The sequence below is a fragment of the Methylocapsa sp. D3K7 genome (assembly GCF_029855125.1).
Classification (GTDB): domain Bacteria; phylum Pseudomonadota; class Alphaproteobacteria; order Rhizobiales; family Beijerinckiaceae; genus Methylocapsa.
On record NZ_CP123229.1, the window covers coordinates 870,442 to 891,521 of the forward strand.

Sequence of the window (21,080 nt, forward strand, 5' to 3'; positions counted from 1 at the left end):
CTCTCACTTTTTTTCCATGATGCACTGCAGGGGGTGCTGATGCTTGCGCGCGTGATCCATGACCTGCGTCACTTTCGTCTCGGCGATTTCATAAGTAAAAATCCCGCATTCGCCGACGCCATGCTGATGAACATGAAGCATGATACGGGTTGCCTCTTCGGGGCCTTTGTTGAAGTATTTCCTCAGGACGGAAACGACGAACTCCATTGGAGTGTAATCGTCGTTCAAAAGCAAGACGCGATACATGTTTGGATGCCGGACTTGCGTCTTCGGACGCGTGATCACAGCGGTGCCGGAACCGGGGCCGCCCTCTCCCGGCGGCGTGTCCTTGGCGGCGGCGAAGACCGGGTAGGTCGGGATCACTGAGGCGCAAACCGCGGCGGCCTGGCGGAATCCGGCACGAGCTGAGCCGTCCTCCCGCTCATGCCAACCGCCGGGACTGCCAACTTGGCAGTCGCGCGCTGGGCAACCGTTTGAGTGCCACGCCCTACGATTCGTCAAGACCAAACCTCGCCCGTCAAAGATATTCTGCCCCGGCGATTTCGCCAAGGGGCGGACCGTCCATGAATAACCCGCGAGCCATGCCGGAAAAAGGGAATCGGCGTTCAGCGCCGGCACCTCTCGATCCTTGATTCTAAGCTTACATCGGGTTCGCTTCTTGAGCCATATGCGTTTTTTGCCAACGCGCGAGGTTTGCGCTTGTTTCATGCCCCGGCATGACCGCCTCTCCTAAAAAACAGGGGGACCCGCGGCGACGAATCAAGAAGGGCCGCACACCGCTGACGGCGGCGGACGGCCCTTCAAATTTTGGGGAATGTGAAAATTAAAGAGAAGGATGCGGCATCGTGTCGTGGTAACCCATTGTCGGCGGTCACCAAAAATGTTGCTCCGCTCAATCCTACGTCTTCACACCAGGCACTTTCGTGACGGGCGGCGCGTCCTGCAGGAACGCCTCTCCGAGTTGACGGCACGCGAGTGCGTTCATGTTTAAGAGATGCGCCATAAATCTGGCATAGGCTGACTTGGCATAACAGTTCCGAAGCTGAACCGCGTTCTCGAAGGATTTGGCGGTCAGTACGGCGCCCGCAAATGAGGCTCTTGCTTCAAAACAGCTCCGCGAATAATTGGCCGCTTCCCTCGCGAACAGCCGCGCGTTTTCAGAATAAGAGGTGGCAAGGGATTGAGCCGCCCGCAAACTTTCGTCGCCGAGTTCTTCGAGAACTTCGAAATCATCGGCCAGGGCGGCTTCAATGACTCCCGTCACCGGATCAACCGGCGATTCGTCTTCCTTCACTCCGGCCGCGTTGATGACGGATGGGACGCTGGGTTCCACTTGGATTTCTTCGGCGGCCACAAGAGCGGAGTTTTCCTCGGCCGCGTGAAAGGAGTCTTCGGGGGCGGGAAGACTCGCTTCAGCGGCCGGAACAGTCTCTTCCTTGGTTTCTACAGTTTCTTCCTTGGTTTCTATTGCGGGATTCTCGTCCGCCAATGGCACCCCGGCACCAGGGACTTCTGCGCGGCGGCTTTTTCTGGCCATGTTATACGCCTCCTTCGGCAAATAATGCTCGCCGCCAAAGGCTTGTGGCGGCGTCGTTTTCGGCCAAGTAAGGATGGCATCCCAAATGGGAGACGCGCGCAATCGCAATGAAACATGTTGCGCCAGGCGGAGGCCGGCGGCAAGAACTCCGTCCGTCGCTGCGTCATGTGCCCTTACGGCGTCAGAAGGCACGAGCTCCGTCCTGGAAATGGCAAGGCAAAATCTGCGGTGCGGAACCAAGCTGAAAAGACCCGCCATTTGTGGCGGGATCAAAGTGACCGCAGCCCATGATCGCATCGCGATGGACGCGCTCATGGCCTAGCCTGAGTGTTTGGCTGATCTGACCTAAAAGTTTTGCAGCTGTTGGATCAGACCGAGGTTTGTGAGGGCTTAAGCCTTAGGCATCATGCAACGAAAGCTTAGTTCTTCGCAGCCTGCACCTTGGCCAACGCCGTCTCGATCGGCTTGAAAGCTTCCTTGGCTAGGCTTGAATACAATTCGCTAAGCTTGGTTGCTTCCGCGACGAAGCCAGCACAGGAATTCTTCCAATAATCGGTCTGGATCTGGATAGCGCTTTCATAAGACTTGGCGCCGAGCAATTTTTCCACGAAAGCAGTGCTGCTTTCGAAGGATTTCTTCGAATAATCGGCTGTTTCCGTTGCGATAGCTTGTAGAGACTTGGTGAACGAGGTTGTCGCCGCCGCGGCCGCGTCGAACTGTTCCTTACCAAACTTTTGGAGGTCTTCTGCTTCGTAGCCCATAAGATTCGTCCTTCATTGTGTGAACATCAGCGTTTGAATATTGTCACTTCCGTCATCAAGCTTGATCACGGCCGCTAATATCGCAAGGATTGACAACAAAAATCATAATGCATCGCACAAATCACGTCAAGGTGATGTTGCGCTGCAGCATGCAGACCGGAGCCTGACATCATAGATGTCATGGCCGATTTATACTTGTGGCAAGTCTGGTACTCTTCGGCAAGACTTAGAACCTTCATCCCTGGACCTTCGAATACACTGATTCCACGGGTTTGAAAGCTTCTTTTGCGAGGCCGGAATAGAGTTCGCTCAGTTTTGTTGCCTCCGCGACAAAGTCAGCGTAAGCACTTTTCCAATATTCCGTCTGGAGCTGGACCGCACTCTCGTAGGACTTGACGCCGAGCAGCTTTTCGACGAGAGCAGCACTCTTTTCGAAGGATTTTTTCGAATAATTCGCTGTTTCCGTTGCAATCTCTTGTAGAGATTTGGTTACATTCGTTGTCGCGGCGGCAACAGCCTCGAACTGTGCTTTACTGAATTTTGGGATATCTTGGAAATTTTGCGTCATTGCGTCTCTCTCTTGTTTAACAAGCCAGCTTTCTCTTCGCGCAAACAACTTATAAAGCGCTATGCGCATCGCGAGCCGACCGGTGACGTATTTAGTGCGCCGCACAAATCACGTCAAGTTGATGTTGCGCTGCAAAATAAATCAGATCCGCGACCTTAATTCCGGCTCGCTAACGGGGCCTTAACTAAGCGGTAACCGCGTTCGGCTAGCTTTCCCGAGGGAGATCACCAGGCGGGCCGTCAGCCCGGCGCTGGTCGAGGAGCAGAGACGCCAAACATGTTGAAGCCAAACGCGACGTTTTGCCGCAATGTCATGGCCGCAGGTGGAGCAGTTTGCGCTTTGGCCATGGCGGGCGTCCTCGCCTCTCCCGCTGAGGCCCGTCATTGGCACGGCCATCACCACTCCGCGCATCATGAAGGCCGCCGGCATCACGAAGCGTCCATCCGCTACCACCATCATATCCATGCAAGCAGCGCCGCGACGCATATCGCGTCCATCGTTGTCGATGGAAATTCGGGCCAGACGCTCTATGCCCACAATGAAAACGATTTGCGCCACCCCGCCTCCATCACCAAGGTGATGACGCTTTATCTTTTGTTCGAGCAGCTCGAAAAAGGCCGCCTACGGCTCGACAGCGACATCCAGGTTTCCTCCTTTGCCGCCGCGCAGAAGCCAACCAAACTTGGTCTCCGGCCAGGTCAAACGATTGCCGTCGACGATGCGATCAAGGCGGTTGTCACCCGTTCGGCGAATGACATCGCAGTGGCCATCGCCGAATCCATCGGCGGCGACGAGGACAATTTTGCCAGACTGATGACTCTCAAGGCCCACAGCCTTGGAATGAACGATACGCATTTCGCCAATGCCTCAGGACTTCCCAATGACGCGCAGATCACGACGGCGCATGATCTCGCAATCCTCGGGCGGGCCATCCAGGAGCGTTTCCCACGCTACTATCATTATTTTTCGACGCATGCCTTCTATTACCACGGCGCCACGATCATGAATCACAATCATCTTCTCGACCGGGTCGAGGGGATGGACGGTATCAAAACTGGCTATACCCGCGCCTCCGGTTTCAATCTGCTGACCTCGGTCAAACGCAACGGCCGCTATATCGTCGCCGTCGTGCTCGGCGGCGCGAGTGCCGGGGCCCGCGACAGGATCATGGCCGATCTGATCGAAGACCAGATCGGCAACGCCGCGACGATCCGCACGGCATCTTATGCCGGGTCCGGCACCAATCCGCAAAGCGCCGAAACACCAATGAGCCAGGATGCGGTGAGCCAGGACGCAAGGTCCCGGACCCGGGAACCGCAACCGGACAAAGAACCAGCTCTCGCCTATGCGGCAAGCGCGCAGAAAGCAGATGCCGCGCTCGACCCGTTCCAGGTTGCATCGATCAACGCGGATATTCCAGCTGAAAGACCTCGCCCGGCCTATGTTTCGGGTTCGGGGAAATCCGGCGCGCTTCAGACCCGCGCCGATGCTGGTGACAATCCCTGGAAACAGGCAAGTCTAGATGGTTCCACCGTCCGCAGCCGTCCGGGGCAAATGAGCGGCGTCACGAGTGCGACGCCCTCCGCGACACGCGCCGCGACGAATCCTCCCGCAACGAAATCGCGCGGCGGCGATCAAATTGCCTCCGCGATCCAAAACTCGCCGTATGGCGGTCTCGTCAAGATTCCCTATGGCCGTCCGGCGGCAAAGGCCGATAGCTGGATGATCCAAATCGGCGCCACCCCGGATGTCGACAAGGCAGCGGAACTCCTCGCCCGCGCCAAATCAGAAAGCCCCAAGATCCTGATGGCCGCGCAAGCTTTCACGGAAAAGGTACAGAAAGGCTCGGAAACCCTTTACCGGGCGCGCTTCAGTGGCCTCGAAGCCGAGAGCGCCGAACGCGCCTGCAAAAGTCTCAAACGTTCGGGATTTTCCTGTTTCGCCACAAAAAATTGACACTGCCGCCGCGCCCGGCTTGGCCGGCTTTACTTGGACCACTTTAATGACGCCGCATCAGCACGTCCTTGGCTTGGTTGACCCGCGCCGCCAAATCCGTCGACCCCCCGTGATCGGGATGCAATTTCTTCATCAAGGAACGATGCGAACGGACAACGTCCTCTTCCGACGCGCCCTTTTGAAGTCCCAACACTTGATACGCCTCATCTTCGGACATGCGGCCGGGACGGCGGTTCGTGCCTCGACGCCCAGAGCTGCCCTGGTTCTGCGTTGCCGCACGCCATCCGGCAAACCGGCGGTCGAGATAGGCTTCCACAAGACGGGCGCCCTCGGGGTCGTCCTGGCAGCAGAGGTCATAGAGGGCTTCACATTGCGGTCGCGTCATTGAATCGAGCGTTCTGCCTTCATCAGGTCCCGCGAGAACCATTCCCCGCATTTTGCCGCTGTCGTGATCGAGTTCCATCTCGATCATCGCCGATCTCACGCAGGACGCTTTCTTCTGTCCTGGGCGGCCGCCTGGTCTGAACATTTGAAAAAGCGATCCGTTGCGCATTCCGAGCAACCAGGCGCCAAGCCCGCCTAGACCTAACGCCATGTCGAAACGTCCCCGTAACAATAGCAAGAGCGCCAAGGCGAGCGCGACGCCGCCGCCGCCGCGCCGGATGACCAGCGCAAGGGAAGCGGGGTTCGACTCAGCGAACGCCCGCAGCGCGCGGAGCACGAGAAAGAACAGTAGAACACCGCCGAGAAGATAAACGATCATTCGCTGCGTCCTTTAGCGCATCTGCGCCAAAAGATGGTCCGCCGCCACCGCGCTGCGGGCCTCAAATTCGAGCGCCAGGCGGCCGCCGGCAGCATAGGCGGCGGCGGCCGAAAGCAAAGCGACGAGCCGCTCTGGAGAGGACAGATCAAAGGTGGCATAGGCGCCGCCAGTCAACTGCGCAATCTTGCGGAAAGCTTGCTCGGCGACCCTATCGCGCCCCTCCTGAAAGACAAAAGCCTTCACGCCCATGAGCCCGAGTTCAGCAGCGAGCCCGGCCAAAATATCGAGCTTCTCTTCCATGGCATCACCAACGAAAACCACGGCGCCGACCGGTGTTTTCCGGGTTTCATCGAGCGCATGCCGCAAAACTTTTTCGATCTGGGTCTGGCCTGCGCCGACATTGATCTGGCTCATCAGGAAGGCCAAGCGCTGTCCGCCCGCGACGAAACGCGAGGCCTTGCATTCGGACAAGCCCCGGTAATACACAAGCTGGACATCGAGGCCGCCATGCGCCGCTGCCGTGGTGAACATGCGCCCTTGCACGCTTTGGGCAATGTCCCAGGTAGCTTGCCGGCTCATCGTGGCATCGAGGGCAAAAATGAGCCGTCCCCGGCCCGAATCGGACGCCGCGGGCAGTTTCCCCGCGGTTTCGAGAAAACCATCGATATCCGACTTGCTGCTGGACTTTGGCACGGCGACCGCGCCTTTGTCCCTTGACTGACTCACCAGGCGCCTCGCGCGCTAAAAATTGACCCTTTATAGATCGTGCTTTCCGGGCCAGACGGCAAGTATTTTCCCAAGCAGGTGCCTTTGGTGCGTCGCAAAACCCCGGCGGGCACTAGGCAACCTCGTATTTGGGAATTGTCCAGCCTTCCACTTGCGCTTGCGTGTGCCATTCCTGCCAAGCTGGAAGCGCCATGACGGCGTCCATATAGGCCTTTGTGGAAGGCATGACCGCCACGTCATAAACATGCAGCCGGTTGACGATGGGCGCGAACATGGCATCCGCCGCCGAAAAATCGCCGAAGAGGAACGGCCCAGCCCGGCCGAATGCCTCCCTGGTTTGCTGGAATGCCTGCTCGAGGCGCGCCACATCGGCGCTGGCTTCCGGGGTCAGCGCAACTTTTTTCACCGCGCGGCGCATATTCATCGGCAACAGTCCTCGCAAACCCGCAAAGCCCGAGTGCATTTCGGCGGCGAGCGAACGCGCCCGCGCCCGTGCCGCGAGGGCTTTTGGCCACAGAGGCTTCTCCGGATACATTTCGGCGAGATATTCGATGATCGCCAGCGAATCCCAAACGGTGATCTCGCCATCAATCAATACCGGGCATTTGCCCGAAGGAGAATACCGCAGGAGTCCGGCCCGCGTGTTGTCCTGCGCCAGCGGGATCACGATTTCGTCGAACGCAATCTCGAAATGCCGCATCAAAATCCACGGCCGCAATGACCAGGAGGAATAGGCTTTGTTGGCGATAATCAGGGTGAGGTTCACGCGCCGCTCCGGTTTCCGAAGGCTGAAGGATCGACTTCGTAGGAGGATTCGGCCTGAACAATCAATCCTGCATCTTCGCCTTGGCAGGAAATAGCGGCCACCAAGCCCAACGGGAACAAACCCGCCAGCTAGGCGTTTTTTTTGGTTGGGGCTTTTCGTAAACCCTCATTAGAGGTGTTGGATAGCCTCACAGGAGGTGTGCTATGGATATTAAAAGTATTTCGATTGTATACGGAACCGCCCTGCTCGCGCTCACGATGAACGCTTCAGCCGGTCCTATGAGCATTACAAGCTCGCAAATTATTACACCACCAATACAGATCGAGCAGGCCCACTACTATCGGCATCACTATAGGCACTATGGCTGGCACCGGGGCTGGCATTATGGCTGGTATCGCGGCTGGCACCGTGGTTGGCCCTACTATGGTTATAATTATGGCTACGGCTATCCGTATGGCTATGGTGTCGGGACCGGATTGGCGGCTCTCGCGACCGCGCCTCTGGCAGCCGCTGCCGCCGTCACTGAGCCGCTGGTGACGGGCCGGAGCGTGGCAGCCTCTGGAAATTATTGCGCGACCCCCGTGAAGACATGCTTGCTCTATGAGCCGGGATGGCTTGGAACTGGCTGTTCTTGCAAGGTCAATGACGGCGAAGCGCGGGGAACGGTTCAATAGTGTCACGCGACGCCAAACGTCTTTGATGAGGCTGCGACCGGGACACACCCGGCCGCGGTTTGAAGCGCCTTCCAATTGGGCCGCTGCCTTCCCCAAAGAGCGAACTCCTCGACCCGCAATTCCTGCCTTCAAATCCAGCGTCACCTTGAACTACACCGCGATGATGCTTTGTCCAGTTTTCCGGGAATCATCACGCCCGGCGGCACCCGTGCCGGCGCCCCGGTCACCGCCCTGATGATGCCCCAGAATGGGTCTCGCAGCGAAGCCGCGGGCCATATTTTAACTTTCTTTGGTCCTGTATGATCTCCTATTGCGAATGGATGAGGCGGGCGACCATGCCGAAGTGTATGAGGCATGCCATCTTGGGTATCACGGCGCTGCTCGTGACGAGCCTGGCCGGCCCCGCCAGTGCCGCCAAGCGCCTCCGGGTCTCCCAGCCTGCCGAGACCGTGGCGGCCCGCCCGGCGGGAACGCCGTTGATGGCGATCGTATCGCTCAGCGACCAGCGGGTCACGATCTATGATGCGGATGGCTGGATCTTGCGCGCCCCCGTCTCCAGCGGCCAAAGCGGACGAGAAACGCCCGCCGGTATTTTCAGCGTTCTGCAAAAAGAAGTGGAGCATCACTCCAACCTCTATGATGACGCCTCGATGCCCTACATGCAGCGCATCACCTGGTCCGGCATCGCGATGCATGCGGGAAAACTGCCCGGCTATCCCGCCTCGCATGGCTGTGTTCGGATGCCCTCTGACTTCGCCGAGCATCTCTACGATCTGACGAAAGTCGGCATGCGGGTGATCATCGCGCGCAACGATGTCCAGCCCGTCGCGATCGAACATCCCCTCCTCTTCAAACCGAAATTGGTCCCCGCTGATCTCGACCTCAAGACACTCGCCACCCATTGGTCACGCGCGGAAACGCCCGCAACGCCGCCCGAAGCCGTTTCCCCCGCCACAGAACCGCAACAGCCAGCCGCCGCTTCTCCCGCGACAGAAACGCTGCCATCTGACGCCGCTTCCTCTGCAACGGACTCGCCACCGCCGAACAGCCCGGTGGCGCCTTTGGTCACGTTGTCATCGATCGCGGCCGCCCAAATCGCGGCCGCGAATATGGCGGCAAAAAAGGCCGACGCGGCGCGATTGGCCGCCGCAAAATTGACGGCCGAGGCCGCCCGCCTCGTGCGCATGGCGGAGGCCAGCAAACTCCGGGCGGAAGCGCAACTCGGGGCCGCCAGTGCGGCGCTTGAGGAAGCTGCGTCGCCGGCGGCCATCCAACAGGCCACCGAACGGAAAGCAAAAGCGAGCGCAAAGCTGACGGAAGCGGAGACGCAACTTGCTGCCGCGCAGGAAGAAGCACCCCAGAAAGCGGAGGCCGCCGCGCACGCCCGGGACGAGGCAGACGCGGCCGCCACCGCGAAACTCGCGGCCATGGACGCCTCAAAAGCGGCGGCGCGGATGATGGCCCCGGTATCTATCTTCATCAGCAGGAAGACTCAGCGCCTCTATATAAGGCAGTCCTTTCAGCCGGTCTTCGAAAGTCCGGTTACGATTCGCGAGCCTGGGCGTCCTATCGGAACGCATATCTATACCGCGCTCGAGAGTGCGAACGGCGGAGCGGGTTTCCGCTGGAGTACCGTTTCGATGGAAGGGAGCGGGCTTGGCCAAAAACGCAAATCGCGCAACGAAGACGATTTTGATATCGAGCCGGTGTCGTTTGATTTAAATCCGGCCAAAGCAGCGCTCGACCGTATCGAGATTCAACAAGACATCATCGACCGCATCTCGGAAGTCATCTCGCCGGGATCGTCGCTGATCATTTCCGATGAAGGCATGAGCGTCGAGACCGGCGATAGCACCGACTTTGTGATCATCATGAGCGGCGAGCCGCAAGGCGGCATCAAGATGCGGCACCACACGGACGCTCACACCGTCCGCTATGAGCGGCAGAACAATCGCACCTATGGTCGGGCCTATGATGGTTGGAACGGCCGCGCGCCAACCTACCCGCGGTCCTATGAAAGCGGCGGTTTCTTTGGGCCTTGGTAGGGGCGCTGGAACGCAAACGGCTATAGATCATCGCCATTAAGTGAAGGTCTTTGCGTTTCCACGCTCCCGCCATAAGCTCCCGCTGGGGGGACGGGCATGGCGGACGAGACGGAGCACACGGGACCAGCGGCACCGCCAGACGCCGCCGCAGGTGACACAGCTCCCGCCCCCGACGAGCCGCCGCCACTTCCGGCGACGGCAATGGCCTTCGCTGGCACGGCAAAGGATCTCCAGGCGCTGCGCGACGCCGTGGTTGATGCCGCCAGTGTCGGCGCGGGACTGTGGTTCAGCTATCTCTTTGTGCTGCTCTACCTTCTCATCGCGGTTGGCGGCGTCACCCATCGCGATCTTTTCCTGCAGAGCCCCGTCAAGCTGCCGTTCCTCAATGTGGACCTGCCGCTGCTCGGCTTCTTCTGGCTCGGCCCGCTCATTTTCCTCATCGTGCATGCCTATGTGCTTTTGCATTTCGTCTTGCTCGCGGGAAAGGTCGGTGATTTCGACACCGAGTTACGAGAGCAGATCCCCGACGAAGACGTGCGACGGCGCCTGCGCCGCCAGCTGCCGAGCAACATCTTTGTGCAGTTTCTGGCCGGATCGCGCGAGGTGCGCACTGGCGTCATGGGTTTCATGCTGCGGCTGATCGCCCAGATCAGTCTCGTCATCGGCCCCATCGCGCTGCTGGTCTTTTTCGAGCTTCAGTTCCTGCCCTACCACGATTGGGCGATCACCTGGTGGCACCGGATCGCTGTCCTGGCCGACATCGTGCTGTTGTGGTTGCTATGGCCCTCCATCGCGCGCGGCGAGACGGCACGGTTAGGGTGGCGCGACTTGCAGCGCGCCAAGATCTGGATACTGGCTTTCGCAAGCCTTGCACCGGTTCTCCTGGTCACTGCGATCGCAACCTTCCCAGGCGAATGGGCTCAGAACAACCTGCCATCGCTACGATTCATCCCGTGGCCAGACGAAAGGGGACGCTGGTTTTCCCCGCATGAGCTGCTGGTTGCTGGCGAGGTCGATCTTGCCGCCCGCAAGCCAAAAAGCCTTTGGTCGAACCGCCTCGTTCTGCCGGGCTTTGACGTGATCGACCACACCAAATTCGATACCGAGGCAAAGATCGAGGCGCTTCCGGAAACCATCTCTCTTCGCGCGCGCCATCTTGAAGGCGCGGTGCTGATCGGTGCGAAACTCAGGAAAGCAGATTTTACTTCTGCGCGACTCCAGGGCGCGCGACTCGATGGCTCGGACTTGCGGAATGCAAGGTTCGAGTGCGACGACCGGGGCAGTGCCGAACCGCAATGCGCCCAGCTCCAGGGCGCATCGCTCAACGGCGCTCAGCTTCAGGGCGCGTCGCTCGACGGCGCCCAGCTCCAGGACGCCCGGCTCCTCGACGGCGTGCAGCTCCAGGGTGCATCGCTCAAGGGCACCAAGCTCCAAGGCGCGTGGCTCGTAGGTGCTCGGCTCCAGGGCGCGTCGCTCGATTACGCTCAGCTCCAGGGAGCGCAGCTTAATTTCGTGCAGCTTCAAGGCGCGTCGCTCACGAGCGCCGAGCTCCAGGGCGCGTCGCTTGATGGCGCCAAGCTCCAAGGCGCGTCGCTCAATTGGACGCAGCTTCAGGTCGCGTCGCTCAAGGTCGCGTCGCTCGATGGCGCCTACCTGCAGAACGCGCAGCTCCAGGGCGCGCAGCTCGACCGCTCAGATTTGCGGGGCGCAAACTTCGAGTGCGACGTGATCCGTCCAGAACCGCTCCAATGCACACGGCTCGAGGGCGCGTCGCTAAAACAAGTGTTCGCATGGCGAGCCGACGCTCGAAGGGCGGAAATCTGGGGCGCACGCGTCGCCGATCCGGAGACCGGCCAAAAATACCTATGTGAGAAAAACGGCGACCCATCCGCCTGCGACTGGTCGGCTGAATCGTTCGATGAGCTTAGGCGACTTATCACTGACAAAGTTCCCGAAGGCGAGAAGCGGCGCGCCGCCATGGAAAGGATCGCACAAAGCCTTGATCCATCGAAGCCCATGGAAGGAGAAGACGAAATAGCGAGGTTTTGGGAAGATCAGGCACACTCTTCCGTTGCCCATGAAGACTACGAAAAGCGCCTCGCCAGAGTTTGGCGCGAGACAGGCTGCGCCGAAGAAGGGGCACCTTACGTGCTTCGCGCCTTTCTCGGCCGTTTGGAAGTCTCCTGGGATTCCCCGTTTGACGAGCAAAGCCCGCACCTTCCTGCCCTCGCCGCCACCTTCCTCGACGAGGCGCATTGCCCTGGCGCGAATGGGCTCACTGACGCCGAGAAGGCAAAACTCAAAGCAATCCGCGACCGCCCGCTGACGCCTGCGCCGAAGCCGTGACACGCATACCTTCAACACGCCGGTAGGGTCATCACCAGGCAAAAACAGGCGCAAAACGGGAGACGTCGCCGGCACGAATTTTGCTTATCGCGCGATCTTACGTCTCTCAAGCCATTGGGCGTATCTCCCCTTGTAAGGTTTTCGACGCCAATCGTACCAAACCGTTTCACGTGAAACATTTTGGTACGATTGAGGGCCACGACCAATCGAAACGCGCGCTATGATTTTCGTGTTCCGCGTCTCGTGCCGCCGGTTTCTTGACCGGACATCATGAAGTAAGTGGGAAGGGGCCGTGTTCTTTTCCGGGCGTGCGCGGACAAAAACTTTTAGGCGCGGTCAGTAAGCCGCTCGATCATGGCGCCGCAGGCGCCAAGCTTCTCCTCGATATGCTCGAAGCCGCGATCAAGATGATAGACGCGATTGACCGTTGTTTCCCCTTCGGCCGCAAGGGCCGCGATGACGAGCGACATGGACGCGCGCAGGTCCGTCGCCATGACCGGTGCGCCTTGCAGCTCATCGACTCCTTCGACCACCGCGGCGTCGCCATCAAGCTTGATATGTGCGCCCAGGCGAACCAGTTCCTGAACATGCATGAACCGGTTTTCAAAAATGGTCTCGGTGATCCGCGAGGACCCTTTGGCCTTGGTCATCAAGGCCATGAACTGGGCTTGCAAATCCGTCGGAAAACCGGGAAATGGCGCGGTGGCAATATCGACCGGTAAAAGTCCCCTGCCGTTGCGCCGCACGCGAAGTCCTTCATTGGTGGCGGATATTTCCGCACCGGTTTTTTCGATGGCTTCGATCGCGCTTTCCAAGAGAGTTGGGCTCGCGCCTTCCAGCATCACATCACCGCCGGCCATCGCGACCGCCATCGCGTAGGTGCCAGCTTCGATGCGGTCAGGCAAAACCACATGGCGCGCGCCGGAAAGACTGCCAACGCCCTCGATCTCGACCGTGGACTGACCTGCACCTTTGATTCGCGCCCCCATTTTGATAAGGCAATCGGCAACATCGACGATCTCCGGCTCGCGCGCCGCGTTGTGAAGCACTGTATGGCCCTTTGCAAGGGAAGCGGCCATAAGCGCGGTATGGGTACCCCCGACTGTCACTTTTGGAAAATGGATCTCGGCGCCGCTCAGCCCCTTTGGCGCCTTGGCTTGCACATAGCCAGCCTCGATCTCGATCACCGCCCCAAGCTTCTCAAAAACCATGAGGAGAAGGTCGACGGGCCTTGTGCCTATCGCGCAACCGCCGGGGAGGGAAACCTTGGCCTCGCCCATCCGCGCGAGAAGCGGCGCGATGACCCAAAAACTCGCCCGCATCCGGGAGACGAACTCGTAGGGAGCCGTGGTATCGACGATCTGGCGTGCGCTGAGATGGAGAGCACGGCTGGCGCGCGCGGGAGCACCCGGGCGCCGGCCATCGATCGAGTGATCGACACCATGATGACCGAGAATACGTAGAAGCATGCCTACGTCCGCGAGATCGGGAATATTCTCAAGGGTTAAAGTCTCATTTGTAAGGAGCGACGCGATCATCAGCGGCAGGGCCGCGTTCTTCGCGCCAGAAATTCTTATAACGCCATTTAATTTTTGGCCGCCGACGATACGTATCCGGTCCAACAAATCCCCCTATTCGAAAACATCCGAAGCAGTCCGCTTGTACCCTCATCGCTTTTGTGAAGGCCCCGCATTTGGCCGAGCCTTCTTTCACCGAACCGCTTTGCCCCCCTCGCTTGGCGCAGTCTTGCATTGCGGCGTTTCATCCCCGGCCGGGAACGACTCCGCCTTCGCGCGGTCCCTCTTCTGCGCTTTGCGGCGCGCCAGATTGGCCCGCAGCGCTTGCGCGAGACGTTGGCCACGGGCGGCATTGCCCGAGTCCGCCCCGGAAGCAGCCATAGGCGCGGCGGCGGACTGGCTGATCAAATCGTATAGTCCCATAAGATTGTTTCAAAATTCTTTTAATTCTTCTTTCGCGGAAGCAACCAGCGAAAGGATAGCTGTCCTTTTAAAGCGGCGCAGCGGTCAAGGCAAGGCACCGGCCGCAGGGCTCGCGATTGATTGAAATATAGCGCAAATAGCGAGAGACCGGCCAACAATAAAATGGGCCTCTCCTCGAGAAATCCGCTCCATCAAGTTTCTGCCACATTTCAATAGCGTGCAAGCTGAGGTCTTGATTTTTCGTATTATCTTCCGTCGTGGCTGGCTTGGTTTGCTGGCGCTCGTGCGATAACTATACATATTGGGCACTTGCCCCCGGTGCGGCCGCGCCGCATAACCCCATCCGGGAATGCAGCGGTCGCCAGCTGGGGAGGGCAGCCTCCCGCGGCCGGAAAAAACGCAGGGACTACGCTTTGGATCAAAGATATGTGCGTCATGACCAGGAGCAAGAGCCAGGTGGCGGCTTGAGTGGATTTACGCGTAAGGCGCAGCCGGTCGCGCTTGTCTCCGTGCAGCACGACGCACACGTCCACCAGGACCATGCGGCGCGGGCGCGCCGCCGCTCGATCGGGCAAATACTCGCCGCTGTTTTCAGCCTCGCGATCGCGGCTTTTTCAATCTATGTCCTCGGGCGCGCGGTTTCCGCGGTGAGCCTGAGCGCCTTGCGCCAGGCTATCGCCGCGACGGGTGCCGATCAAATTGCTGGCGCCGCGCTGTTGACTGTCGTGTCCTTCCTCGCCTTGACTGGCTACGATGGGCTGGCGCTCCGCCAACTGCAAGCGCGCGTTCCTTATAAGACGACCGCGCTCGCCTCGTTCACCAGCTACGCGATTTCATTTACCTTGGGCTTTCCCTTGATCACGGCGGGCACGGTTCGCTATTGGATTTATTCGCAGGTCGGCTTAACGGCGAGCAAGGTCGCGAGTCTCACCGTGATCGCGGGTGTGACATTCTGGTTTGGCATGGTTTTTGTGCTTGGCGCTGGGCTCACGTTTCACGCCAGCGCAATCAGCACCATCAATCACATTTACCCCTTCTTAAATATGGTGATGGGGATTGGCGTGTTGGGAGCTGTCGTCGCGTACCTTGTCTGGGTGACGATCCGCCGTCGGCATATTAGCATTAAGGGCTTCAAGCTGGAATTGCCCGGTCTCGGTTTGACGGCCGGCCAAATTGTCCTCGGTGTCATCGATCAATCGGCGGCGGCGGGGGCATTATATGTTCTTCTCCCGAACCACGCCCAGCTAGATTACTTCACCTTCGCGGCGACCTATGTTTTTGCCTGCATTTTGGGTGTGGTGAGCAACGCGCCCGGAGGCATTGGCGTTTTCGAGGCGGCAATGCTGAAAGCCGTCCCGATCGCCTCGGAAGAAGCGCTGCTTGCTTCGCTGGTGTTGTTCCGGGTCATTTATTATCTCGTGCCATTTCTCTTTGCGCTCGCTTTCCTTGGGGCTCATGAGATTTTTCGCCGGTGGAACAGTTTACGTGAAGATATGAGCCTGAGCGAAGAAGAAACCGTTCTGGAAAATGAGATGAACCCGCTTCGCCGCTGGTACCGCGACACATGGCGCCCGAGACAATGACCTCAGCTTCGGTGATTGATGGTTAAGGTCTAGCACATTGTTTTCCGGCGGATCCTCTTACTGCTGGCGTGCGCCGGCATCCGCGAATGCAAGTTCAACTCGGCCCAAATCGAAGCGAAGTCACACATGCAGATTCGCTCTCGCCGCAGCGCCCACAGCATGATCCAGAGTGATACTTGATATCTGGGCACGCTCGTATCAGCCGTTACCTCAATGGGTGGCTTCATGGAAAACGAGTTGCAGGTGCGCGACCGCTTGATCATCAGTCAATTTATCGAGGCCTTGCCGGAGGCGGTAATCGTCATCGACGCAGCCGACAGGGTGGTTGCGGTGAATGCGCCAGCGCGCGTGTTGTTTCCCGTCTTGCGGCCAGACGATCTGCTGGCGCGCAGCCTGCGGGCGCCGGATGTCCTTGACGCGGTCAAGCGGGTGCGGGCCACTGGCGCTCCAGAACGGGTGACGTGGCTCGAACGCGTGCCCGTGGAAAGATTTTTTGAATTGCATGCCGCATCAATGGAAGGGCAGCACTTCGAACCCACGATGATATTGACATTGCGCGATTTGAGTGAGGTGCGCCGGGTCGAACGCATGCGGGTCGACTTTGTCGCAAATGCAAGCCACGAGCTGCGGACGCCTCTCGCGTCGTTGCTCGGATTTATCGAGACGCTCCAGGGGTCGGCGCGGGAGGATGCGAAAGCGCGGGCGAAATTTCTTTCGATCATGCGCGAACAGGCGCAACGGATGGCGCGGCTTGTCAATGATCTTTTATCATTGTCGCGGATCGAGCAGAACTTGCATTTACGGCCGCAGGCGGCAGTCGACATCGTTGCGATCCTTCGCCATATCGCCGACACGCTAGCGCCAATGGCAAGCGACAACGATGTTTCCCTCAAACTCGATGTTCCGGGCAACGCCATCGTCACAGGCGACCGTGACGAACTTCTGCGGGTGGCCGAAAATCTCGTCGAAAACGCTATCAAATATGGCGCCTCCGATTCTCGAAGTAGCAGCCGGAAAGTCGAGATAAGCCTCGCGGCCAAGCAGCGCCAGTGTGTTTTGACCGTTCGCGACCACGGCCCAGGAATTGCGCCCGAACATTTGCCGCGGTTGACGGAACGTTTCTACCGGGTGGATCCTGGCCAGTCCCGGGCTAAAGGCGGAACCGGTCTTGGTCTCGCGATTGTCAAGCATATCGTGGCGCGCCATCGCGGCCGCCTCGGTATTGAATCGAAACTTGGCGAGGGAACCACATTTAGTGTCAGTCTCCCTCTCTACGGAGACTAGGCTCGCTCCGGCTGTGTCATCAAGATGTCATGTAGCTTTCATATTGCCCTTATGCAGGCCCCCTAGTTTGCGTTCGCAGACCGGCGGCGAGCTAGCCTCTGGCTCGCGAAAAGAAGATTAAGCATCGATCAACGATGGACCGAGCTTTCGAGTCCGTCGGACGGTCATGAGAGCACGCTGTCCACTGAAAGGCAAAAAAATGACTTTTACGTTCCTGCGAACGTCCTTCGCCGCCGCCGCGATAAGCCTCGTCACCGGCTACGCTGCCGGTGCTGTGGATATTTCCGGCGCTGGCGCGACATTTCCCTACCCGATCTACGCGAAATGGGCTGATGCCTATAAAAAAGAAACCGGAAACGGCCTCAACTATCAGTCGATCGGTTCGGGAGGCGGCATAAAACAGATCAAGGCCAAGACGGTCATCTTCGGCGCGACCGACATGCCGCTTGAAGCCGCCGACCTTGCCACTTCGGGCCTCGTCCAGTTTCCGACCGTGATTGGGGGTGATGTGCCGGTTGTCAATCTCGACGGGATCAAGCCAGGTGAGCTTGTGCTCGACGGCCCGACACTGGCTAAGATTTTCCTTGGCGAGCTTACCAGTTGGGACGATCCGGCTATCAAAAAATTGAATCCGAAAGCGAAATTGCCATCCCAGGCCATCGTCGTTGTCCACCGTTCTGACGGCTCCGGCACGACCTTCATCTGGACCAATTATCTCTCGAAAGTGAGCGACGATTGGAAATCGAAGGTTGGCTCGAGCACGGCCGTCGAATGGCCCGTTGGAATCGGTGCCAAAGGAAATGAAGGCGTCGCCAACAATGTCACGCAAACCAAGGGTTCGATTGGCTATCTTGAATATGCCTATGTCAAGCAGAACAAGTTGACCTACACCGATGTCATCAACAAAAGTGGCAAGGCAGTGGCCCCGAATGCCGACAGTTTTCAAGCGGCCGCCGCCAGTGCCGATTGGGCCAATGCACCCGGTTTTTATCAGATCCTGACGGATGAGCCCGGCGCCAAGTCCTGGCCGATTTCTGGTGCGACGTTCATCCTCATCCATAAGACGCCTGATGACCCGGCGACCGCCGCCGAAGCCTTGAAATTTTTCAGCTGGGCTTACAGTAAGGGCGGCAAAATGGCCGAAGAACTCGATTATGTGCCGTTGCCGCAAACACTCGTCGCCCTAATCAAAAAGAGTTGGGCCGCCGAAATCAAGGGCGCCGATGGCAAGCCGCTCGTGAACTGAACTTGCGCACGGAGTTAAAACTTTGTGCCACTCTCGTTTCCGGCCGTTCGCACTGTCGTGCGGCTGGAAACGAATTGTGCTGAACCTGACTCTTTCCGATGGCGCATGCGCCTCAGGTTGGTGCTTCTATCGACGCTATCAATCAACGCTTCGGGGAAATGCTCTGTGTCCGACAATTTGGTGATTGACAATGCAGGGCTCCAAGCAGCGGAGGGCCGCTTGGGCAAAGCTCTCGCTGGTTTCAAGCTTCGCGACAATACGTTTCATCTGCTCACCTTGGCGGCGGCCTGGACGGTTTTGATTCTTCTCGGTGGTGTCATCGCCTCGTTGGTTATCGGTTCGATGCCGGCCATCAAGGCATTCGGCTTGAACTTTCTGACGACGGAGTCCTGGAATCCTGTCACCGAGAAATTCGGTGCGATGGCGCCGGTCTATGGCACGATCGTCACGTCGCTCATTGCGATGGCGATCGCAGTACCATCCGCGCTCGGTATCGCGATCTTCCTCACTGAGCTTTGCCCCTTTGCCTTGCGCAAGCCAATCGGTATCGCGATCGAGCTTCTGGCCGGAATTCCATCCATCATTTATGGAATCTGGGGGCTTTTTGTTCTCGCGCCTTTCCTGCAAGAACACGTCCAGCCTGCTCTCATCGCGGCTTTCGCCGATGTGCCTGTTCTCTCGAAGCTATTTGCGGGGCCACCCTATGGAATCGGTGTGCTGACCGCAGGTATCATTCTGGCAGTCATGGTCCTCCCCATCGTCACGTCGATTTCCCGTGATGTCTTTGAAACCGTTCCCGCGGTCCTTAAGGAAGCCGCCTACGCCGTGGGCTGCACGACGTGGGAAGTCGTTCGCTCCGTCGTCATCCCTTACACGCGGGTTGGCCTGATCGGCGGCATCATGCTGGGCCTGGGACGGGCCTTGGGTGAGACCATGGCAGTGACTTTTGTGATCGGCAACGCGCATAGAATAGCGCCTTCGCTGCTGGCGCCAGGCACGACGATCTCGGCAACGATCGCCAATGAATTCACCGAAGCGGTTGGCGATCTTTATACCTCCTCACTCATCTTGCTCGGCCTCATCCTCTTCGTCATCACCTTCATCATCCTTGCGATCTCGCGATATATGTTGATGCGGCTGCACCAGCAGGAAGGACGCTAGGATATGGCCATTTACGACTCGCGCCGCCGCCGGTCGAAGTTCTATTTGGGACTTTGCTTTCTGGCCGTGATCATCGGTCTCGGGTGGCTGGCGATCATCCTCGGCACGCTTATTTTCGAGGGTTTGCGGAATACCTCGCTAACTGTCTTTACCCAGATGACGCCGCCGCCCGGTTCCGCAGGCGGATTGTTGAACGCCATCACCGGCAGTCTGATCATGACCACTTTGGGCGTTGCCATAGGCACCCCGCTCGGCATGCTGGCGGGGACGTATATGGCCGAATATGGCCGCTACGCGAAGCTCACCTTTGTCGTGCGGTTTATCAATGACATTTTGCTCAGTGCGCCATCGATCGTGATCGGCTTGTTTATTTACGAAGTCATAGTCGTGAAAATGGGCCATTTCTCGGGGATCGCCGGAGCCGTGGCGCTTGCCGTGATTGTTGTTCCTGTTGTCGTGAGGACGACCGAGGACATGCTGCTTCTAGTGCCTGACACGCTAAGGGAAGCCGCCCGCGCGCTTGGCCTTCCGCGCTCCATTGTCATCGGCAAAGTTGGCTATCGCGCCGCACGCGCGGGCATTATCACAGGTGTGCTGCTAGCCATCGCGCGCGTCAGTGGTGAGACGGCGCCCTTGCTCTTCACGGCGCTGAACAATCAGTTTTTCAGCACGAACTTGCTCGCCCCCATGTCGAGCCTGCCGGCCGTCATTTTCCAATTCGCCCTCAGCCCCTATAAGGAATGGCAGCAGCTTGCTTGGACCGGCGCCCTCCTCATAACCTTGACTGTGCTCGCGCTTTCTATCACGGCGCGCGCGCTCCAATCGCAAAGGCCCTCGAAATGACCGGCATCTATCATGAATGATGTCTCGAACATCCCATCATCGCCCCCAGAGGTGGAGGCGGAAGCCCCCGCGAAGGTGCCCGTCGTAAAGATCACAGATTTGGATCAGAAGGTCACGATTCGCAATCTCAAATTTTACTACGGCGACACGCTAGCCTTGAAGAGCATCAGCCTGCCCCTCTGTACAAACAAGGTAACGGCTTTCATCGGCCCTTCCGGCTGCGGAAAATCGACCCTGCTGCGGGTGTTGAACCGCATGTATGATCTCTATCCAAAGCAAAGAGCCGAAGGAGAAGTGCTGCTCGATGGCGTCAACATTCTGCGGTCAGAGCAGGATCTCAATCTTTTGCGCGCGCGGGTTGGCATGGTGTTTCAAAAGCCGACCCCCTTCCCTATGTCGATTCAGGACAATATCGCTTTCGGCATCAAACTCTATGAGAAGCTTCCGAGAAGCGAAATTGACGGCCGGGTCGAGGCTGCTTTGAAGCGTGCCGCTCTTTGGGACGAGGTCAAGGACAAATTGGGCGCTTCTGGCCTTTCGCTTTCTGGCGGCCAGCAGCAGCGCCTTTGCATTGCGCGCACCGTGGCGCTCCAGCCGGAAGTTATTTTGCTGGATGAGCCATGCTCGGCGCTCGATCCAATCTCGACCGCAAAAATCGAGGAGACAATTGACGAATTAAAACAAAATTATACGATTGCGATCGTCACTCACAATATGCAGCAGGCGGCGCGGGTCTCCGAGCATACGGCGTTCATGTATCTCGGCGAACTTATCGAGTTTGGCCTTACCGCCCAGATTTTTACCTCGCCGGAAAAGAAGCAGACGCAAAATTACATCACCGGCCGTTTCGGCTGATTGCGGCCGGCAAAAGGGAATTGGTC

General features: G+C 58.6%; 19 protein-coding genes. 10 read left to right on the forward strand and 9 right to left on the reverse strand.

The window, feature by feature from the left end; all coding sequences use genetic code 11:
• Positions 1–3: 3 nt before the first annotated feature.
• The 4 genes from clpS to QEV83_RS03985 form a co-directional block, all read right to left on the reverse strand.
• A complete protein-coding gene (gene clpS / locus QEV83_RS03970; RefSeq protein WP_280130957.1) occupies positions 4–360 on the reverse strand; it encodes an ATP-dependent Clp protease adapter ClpS in 357 nt (118 codons plus the stop codon).
• A gap of 538 nt (positions 361–898) precedes the next feature.
• Complete coding sequence (locus tag QEV83_RS03975; protein WP_280129962.1) at positions 899–1,852, reverse strand: phasin family protein; 954 nt, start codon at positions 1,850–1,852, stop codon at positions 899–901.
• A 104-nt stretch (positions 1,853–1,956) separates the two neighbouring features.
• Positions 1,957–2,298: a phasin family protein gene (locus QEV83_RS03980; protein ID WP_280129963.1), complete on the reverse strand. Its 342-nt coding sequence runs from the start codon at positions 2,296–2,298 to the stop codon at positions 1,957–1,959.
• A gap of 235 nt (positions 2,299–2,533) precedes the next feature.
• On the reverse strand, positions 2,534–2,935 hold the full coding sequence (locus tag QEV83_RS03985) for a phasin family protein (RefSeq protein ID WP_348273254.1): 402 nt from the start codon (positions 2,933–2,935) through the stop codon (positions 2,534–2,536).
• A gap of 207 nt (positions 2,936–3,142) precedes the next feature.
• Between QEV83_RS03985 and QEV83_RS03990 the strand changes: the two genes are divergently transcribed.
• Entirely contained in the window at positions 3,143–4,822 is a 1,680-nt protein-coding gene (locus tag QEV83_RS03990; RefSeq protein WP_280129964.1) for a D-alanyl-D-alanine carboxypeptidase, read from the forward strand.
• Positions 4,823–4,865: 43 nt separating this feature from the next.
• Here QEV83_RS03990 and QEV83_RS03995 read toward each other — a convergent pair whose 3' ends face one another.
• From QEV83_RS03995 to QEV83_RS04005, 3 genes are all read right to left on the reverse strand, one after another.
• Entirely contained in the window at positions 4,866–5,585 is a 720-nt protein-coding gene (locus QEV83_RS03995; RefSeq protein WP_280129965.1) for a DnaJ domain-containing protein, read from the reverse strand.
• Positions 5,586–5,597: 12 nt separating this feature from the next.
• Positions 5,598–6,311, reverse strand: a complete 714-nt coding sequence (locus tag QEV83_RS04000) for a VWA domain-containing protein (protein WP_280129966.1) — start codon at positions 6,309–6,311, stop codon at positions 5,598–5,600.
• 112 nt (positions 6,312–6,423) lie between these two features.
• Complete coding sequence (locus QEV83_RS04005) at positions 6,424–7,077, reverse strand: glutathione S-transferase family protein (protein WP_280129967.1); 654 nt, start codon at positions 7,075–7,077, stop codon at positions 6,424–6,426.
• Between the two features lie 203 nt (positions 7,078–7,280).
• Between QEV83_RS04005 and QEV83_RS04010 the strand changes: the two genes are divergently transcribed.
• The 3 genes from QEV83_RS04010 to QEV83_RS04020 all read left to right on the forward strand — a co-directional run bounded on the left by QEV83_RS04010 (position 7,281) and on the right by QEV83_RS04020 (position 12,142).
• Entirely contained in the window at positions 7,281–7,751 is a 471-nt protein-coding gene (locus QEV83_RS04010) for a hypothetical protein (RefSeq protein WP_280129968.1), read from the forward strand.
• A 335-nt stretch (positions 7,752–8,086) separates the two neighbouring features.
• Positions 8,087–9,796 (forward strand): L,D-transpeptidase family protein, encoded by a 1,710-nt coding sequence (locus QEV83_RS04015; RefSeq protein ID WP_280129969.1) that lies wholly within the window; start codon positions 8,087–8,089, stop codon positions 9,794–9,796.
• 96 nt (positions 9,797–9,892) lie between these two features.
• Positions 9,893–12,142 carry a pentapeptide repeat-containing protein gene (locus tag QEV83_RS04020; protein ID WP_280129970.1) on the forward strand — a complete coding sequence of 750 codons (2,250 nt, stop codon included), beginning with the start codon at positions 9,893–9,895 and terminating at the stop codon, positions 12,140–12,142.
• Positions 12,143–12,468: 326 nt separating this feature from the next.
• On the opposite strand, the gene murA is transcribed toward QEV83_RS04020, so the two are convergent.
• Positions 12,469–13,764, reverse strand: coding sequence for a UDP-N-acetylglucosamine 1-carboxyvinyltransferase (gene murA, locus QEV83_RS04025; protein WP_280129971.1), 1,296 nt, complete (start codon positions 13,762–13,764; stop codon positions 12,469–12,471).
• Positions 13,765–13,851: 87 nt separating this feature from the next.
• Complete coding sequence (locus QEV83_RS04030) at positions 13,852–14,082, reverse strand: hypothetical protein (protein ID WP_280129972.1); 231 nt, start codon at positions 14,080–14,082, stop codon at positions 13,852–13,854.
• A 428-nt stretch (positions 14,083–14,510) separates the two neighbouring features.
• Here QEV83_RS04030 and QEV83_RS04035 point away from each other — a divergent pair, with 428 nt between their 5' ends.
• From QEV83_RS04035 to pstB, 6 genes are all read left to right on the forward strand, one after another.
• Positions 14,511–15,665, forward strand: a complete 1,155-nt coding sequence (locus tag QEV83_RS04035) for a lysylphosphatidylglycerol synthase domain-containing protein (RefSeq protein ID WP_280129973.1) — start codon at positions 14,511–14,513, stop codon at positions 15,663–15,665.
• 225 nt (positions 15,666–15,890) lie between these two features.
• On the forward strand, positions 15,891–16,949 hold the full coding sequence (gene phoR, locus QEV83_RS04040; RefSeq protein ID WP_280129974.1) for a phosphate regulon sensor histidine kinase PhoR: 1,059 nt from the start codon (positions 15,891–15,893) through the stop codon (positions 16,947–16,949).
• A 199-nt stretch (positions 16,950–17,148) separates the two neighbouring features.
• Positions 17,149–18,195, forward strand: a complete 1,047-nt coding sequence (gene pstS / locus QEV83_RS04045; RefSeq protein ID WP_280129975.1) for a phosphate ABC transporter substrate-binding protein PstS — start codon at positions 17,149–17,151, stop codon at positions 18,193–18,195.
• A gap of 219 nt (positions 18,196–18,414) precedes the next feature.
• Positions 18,415–19,356 carry a phosphate ABC transporter permease subunit PstC gene (gene pstC, locus QEV83_RS04050; RefSeq protein WP_280129976.1) on the forward strand — a complete coding sequence of 314 codons (942 nt, stop codon included), beginning with the start codon at positions 18,415–18,417 and terminating at the stop codon, positions 19,354–19,356.
• Between the two features lie 3 nt (positions 19,357–19,359).
• Positions 19,360–20,199, forward strand: coding sequence for a phosphate ABC transporter permease PstA (gene pstA / locus QEV83_RS04055; protein ID WP_280129977.1), 840 nt, complete (start codon positions 19,360–19,362; stop codon positions 20,197–20,199).
• Between the two features lie 12 nt (positions 20,200–20,211).
• Positions 20,212–21,054, forward strand: coding sequence for a phosphate ABC transporter ATP-binding protein PstB (gene pstB / locus QEV83_RS04060; protein WP_280129978.1), 843 nt, complete (start codon positions 20,212–20,214; stop codon positions 21,052–21,054).
• Positions 21,055–21,080: the final 26 nt, after the last annotated feature.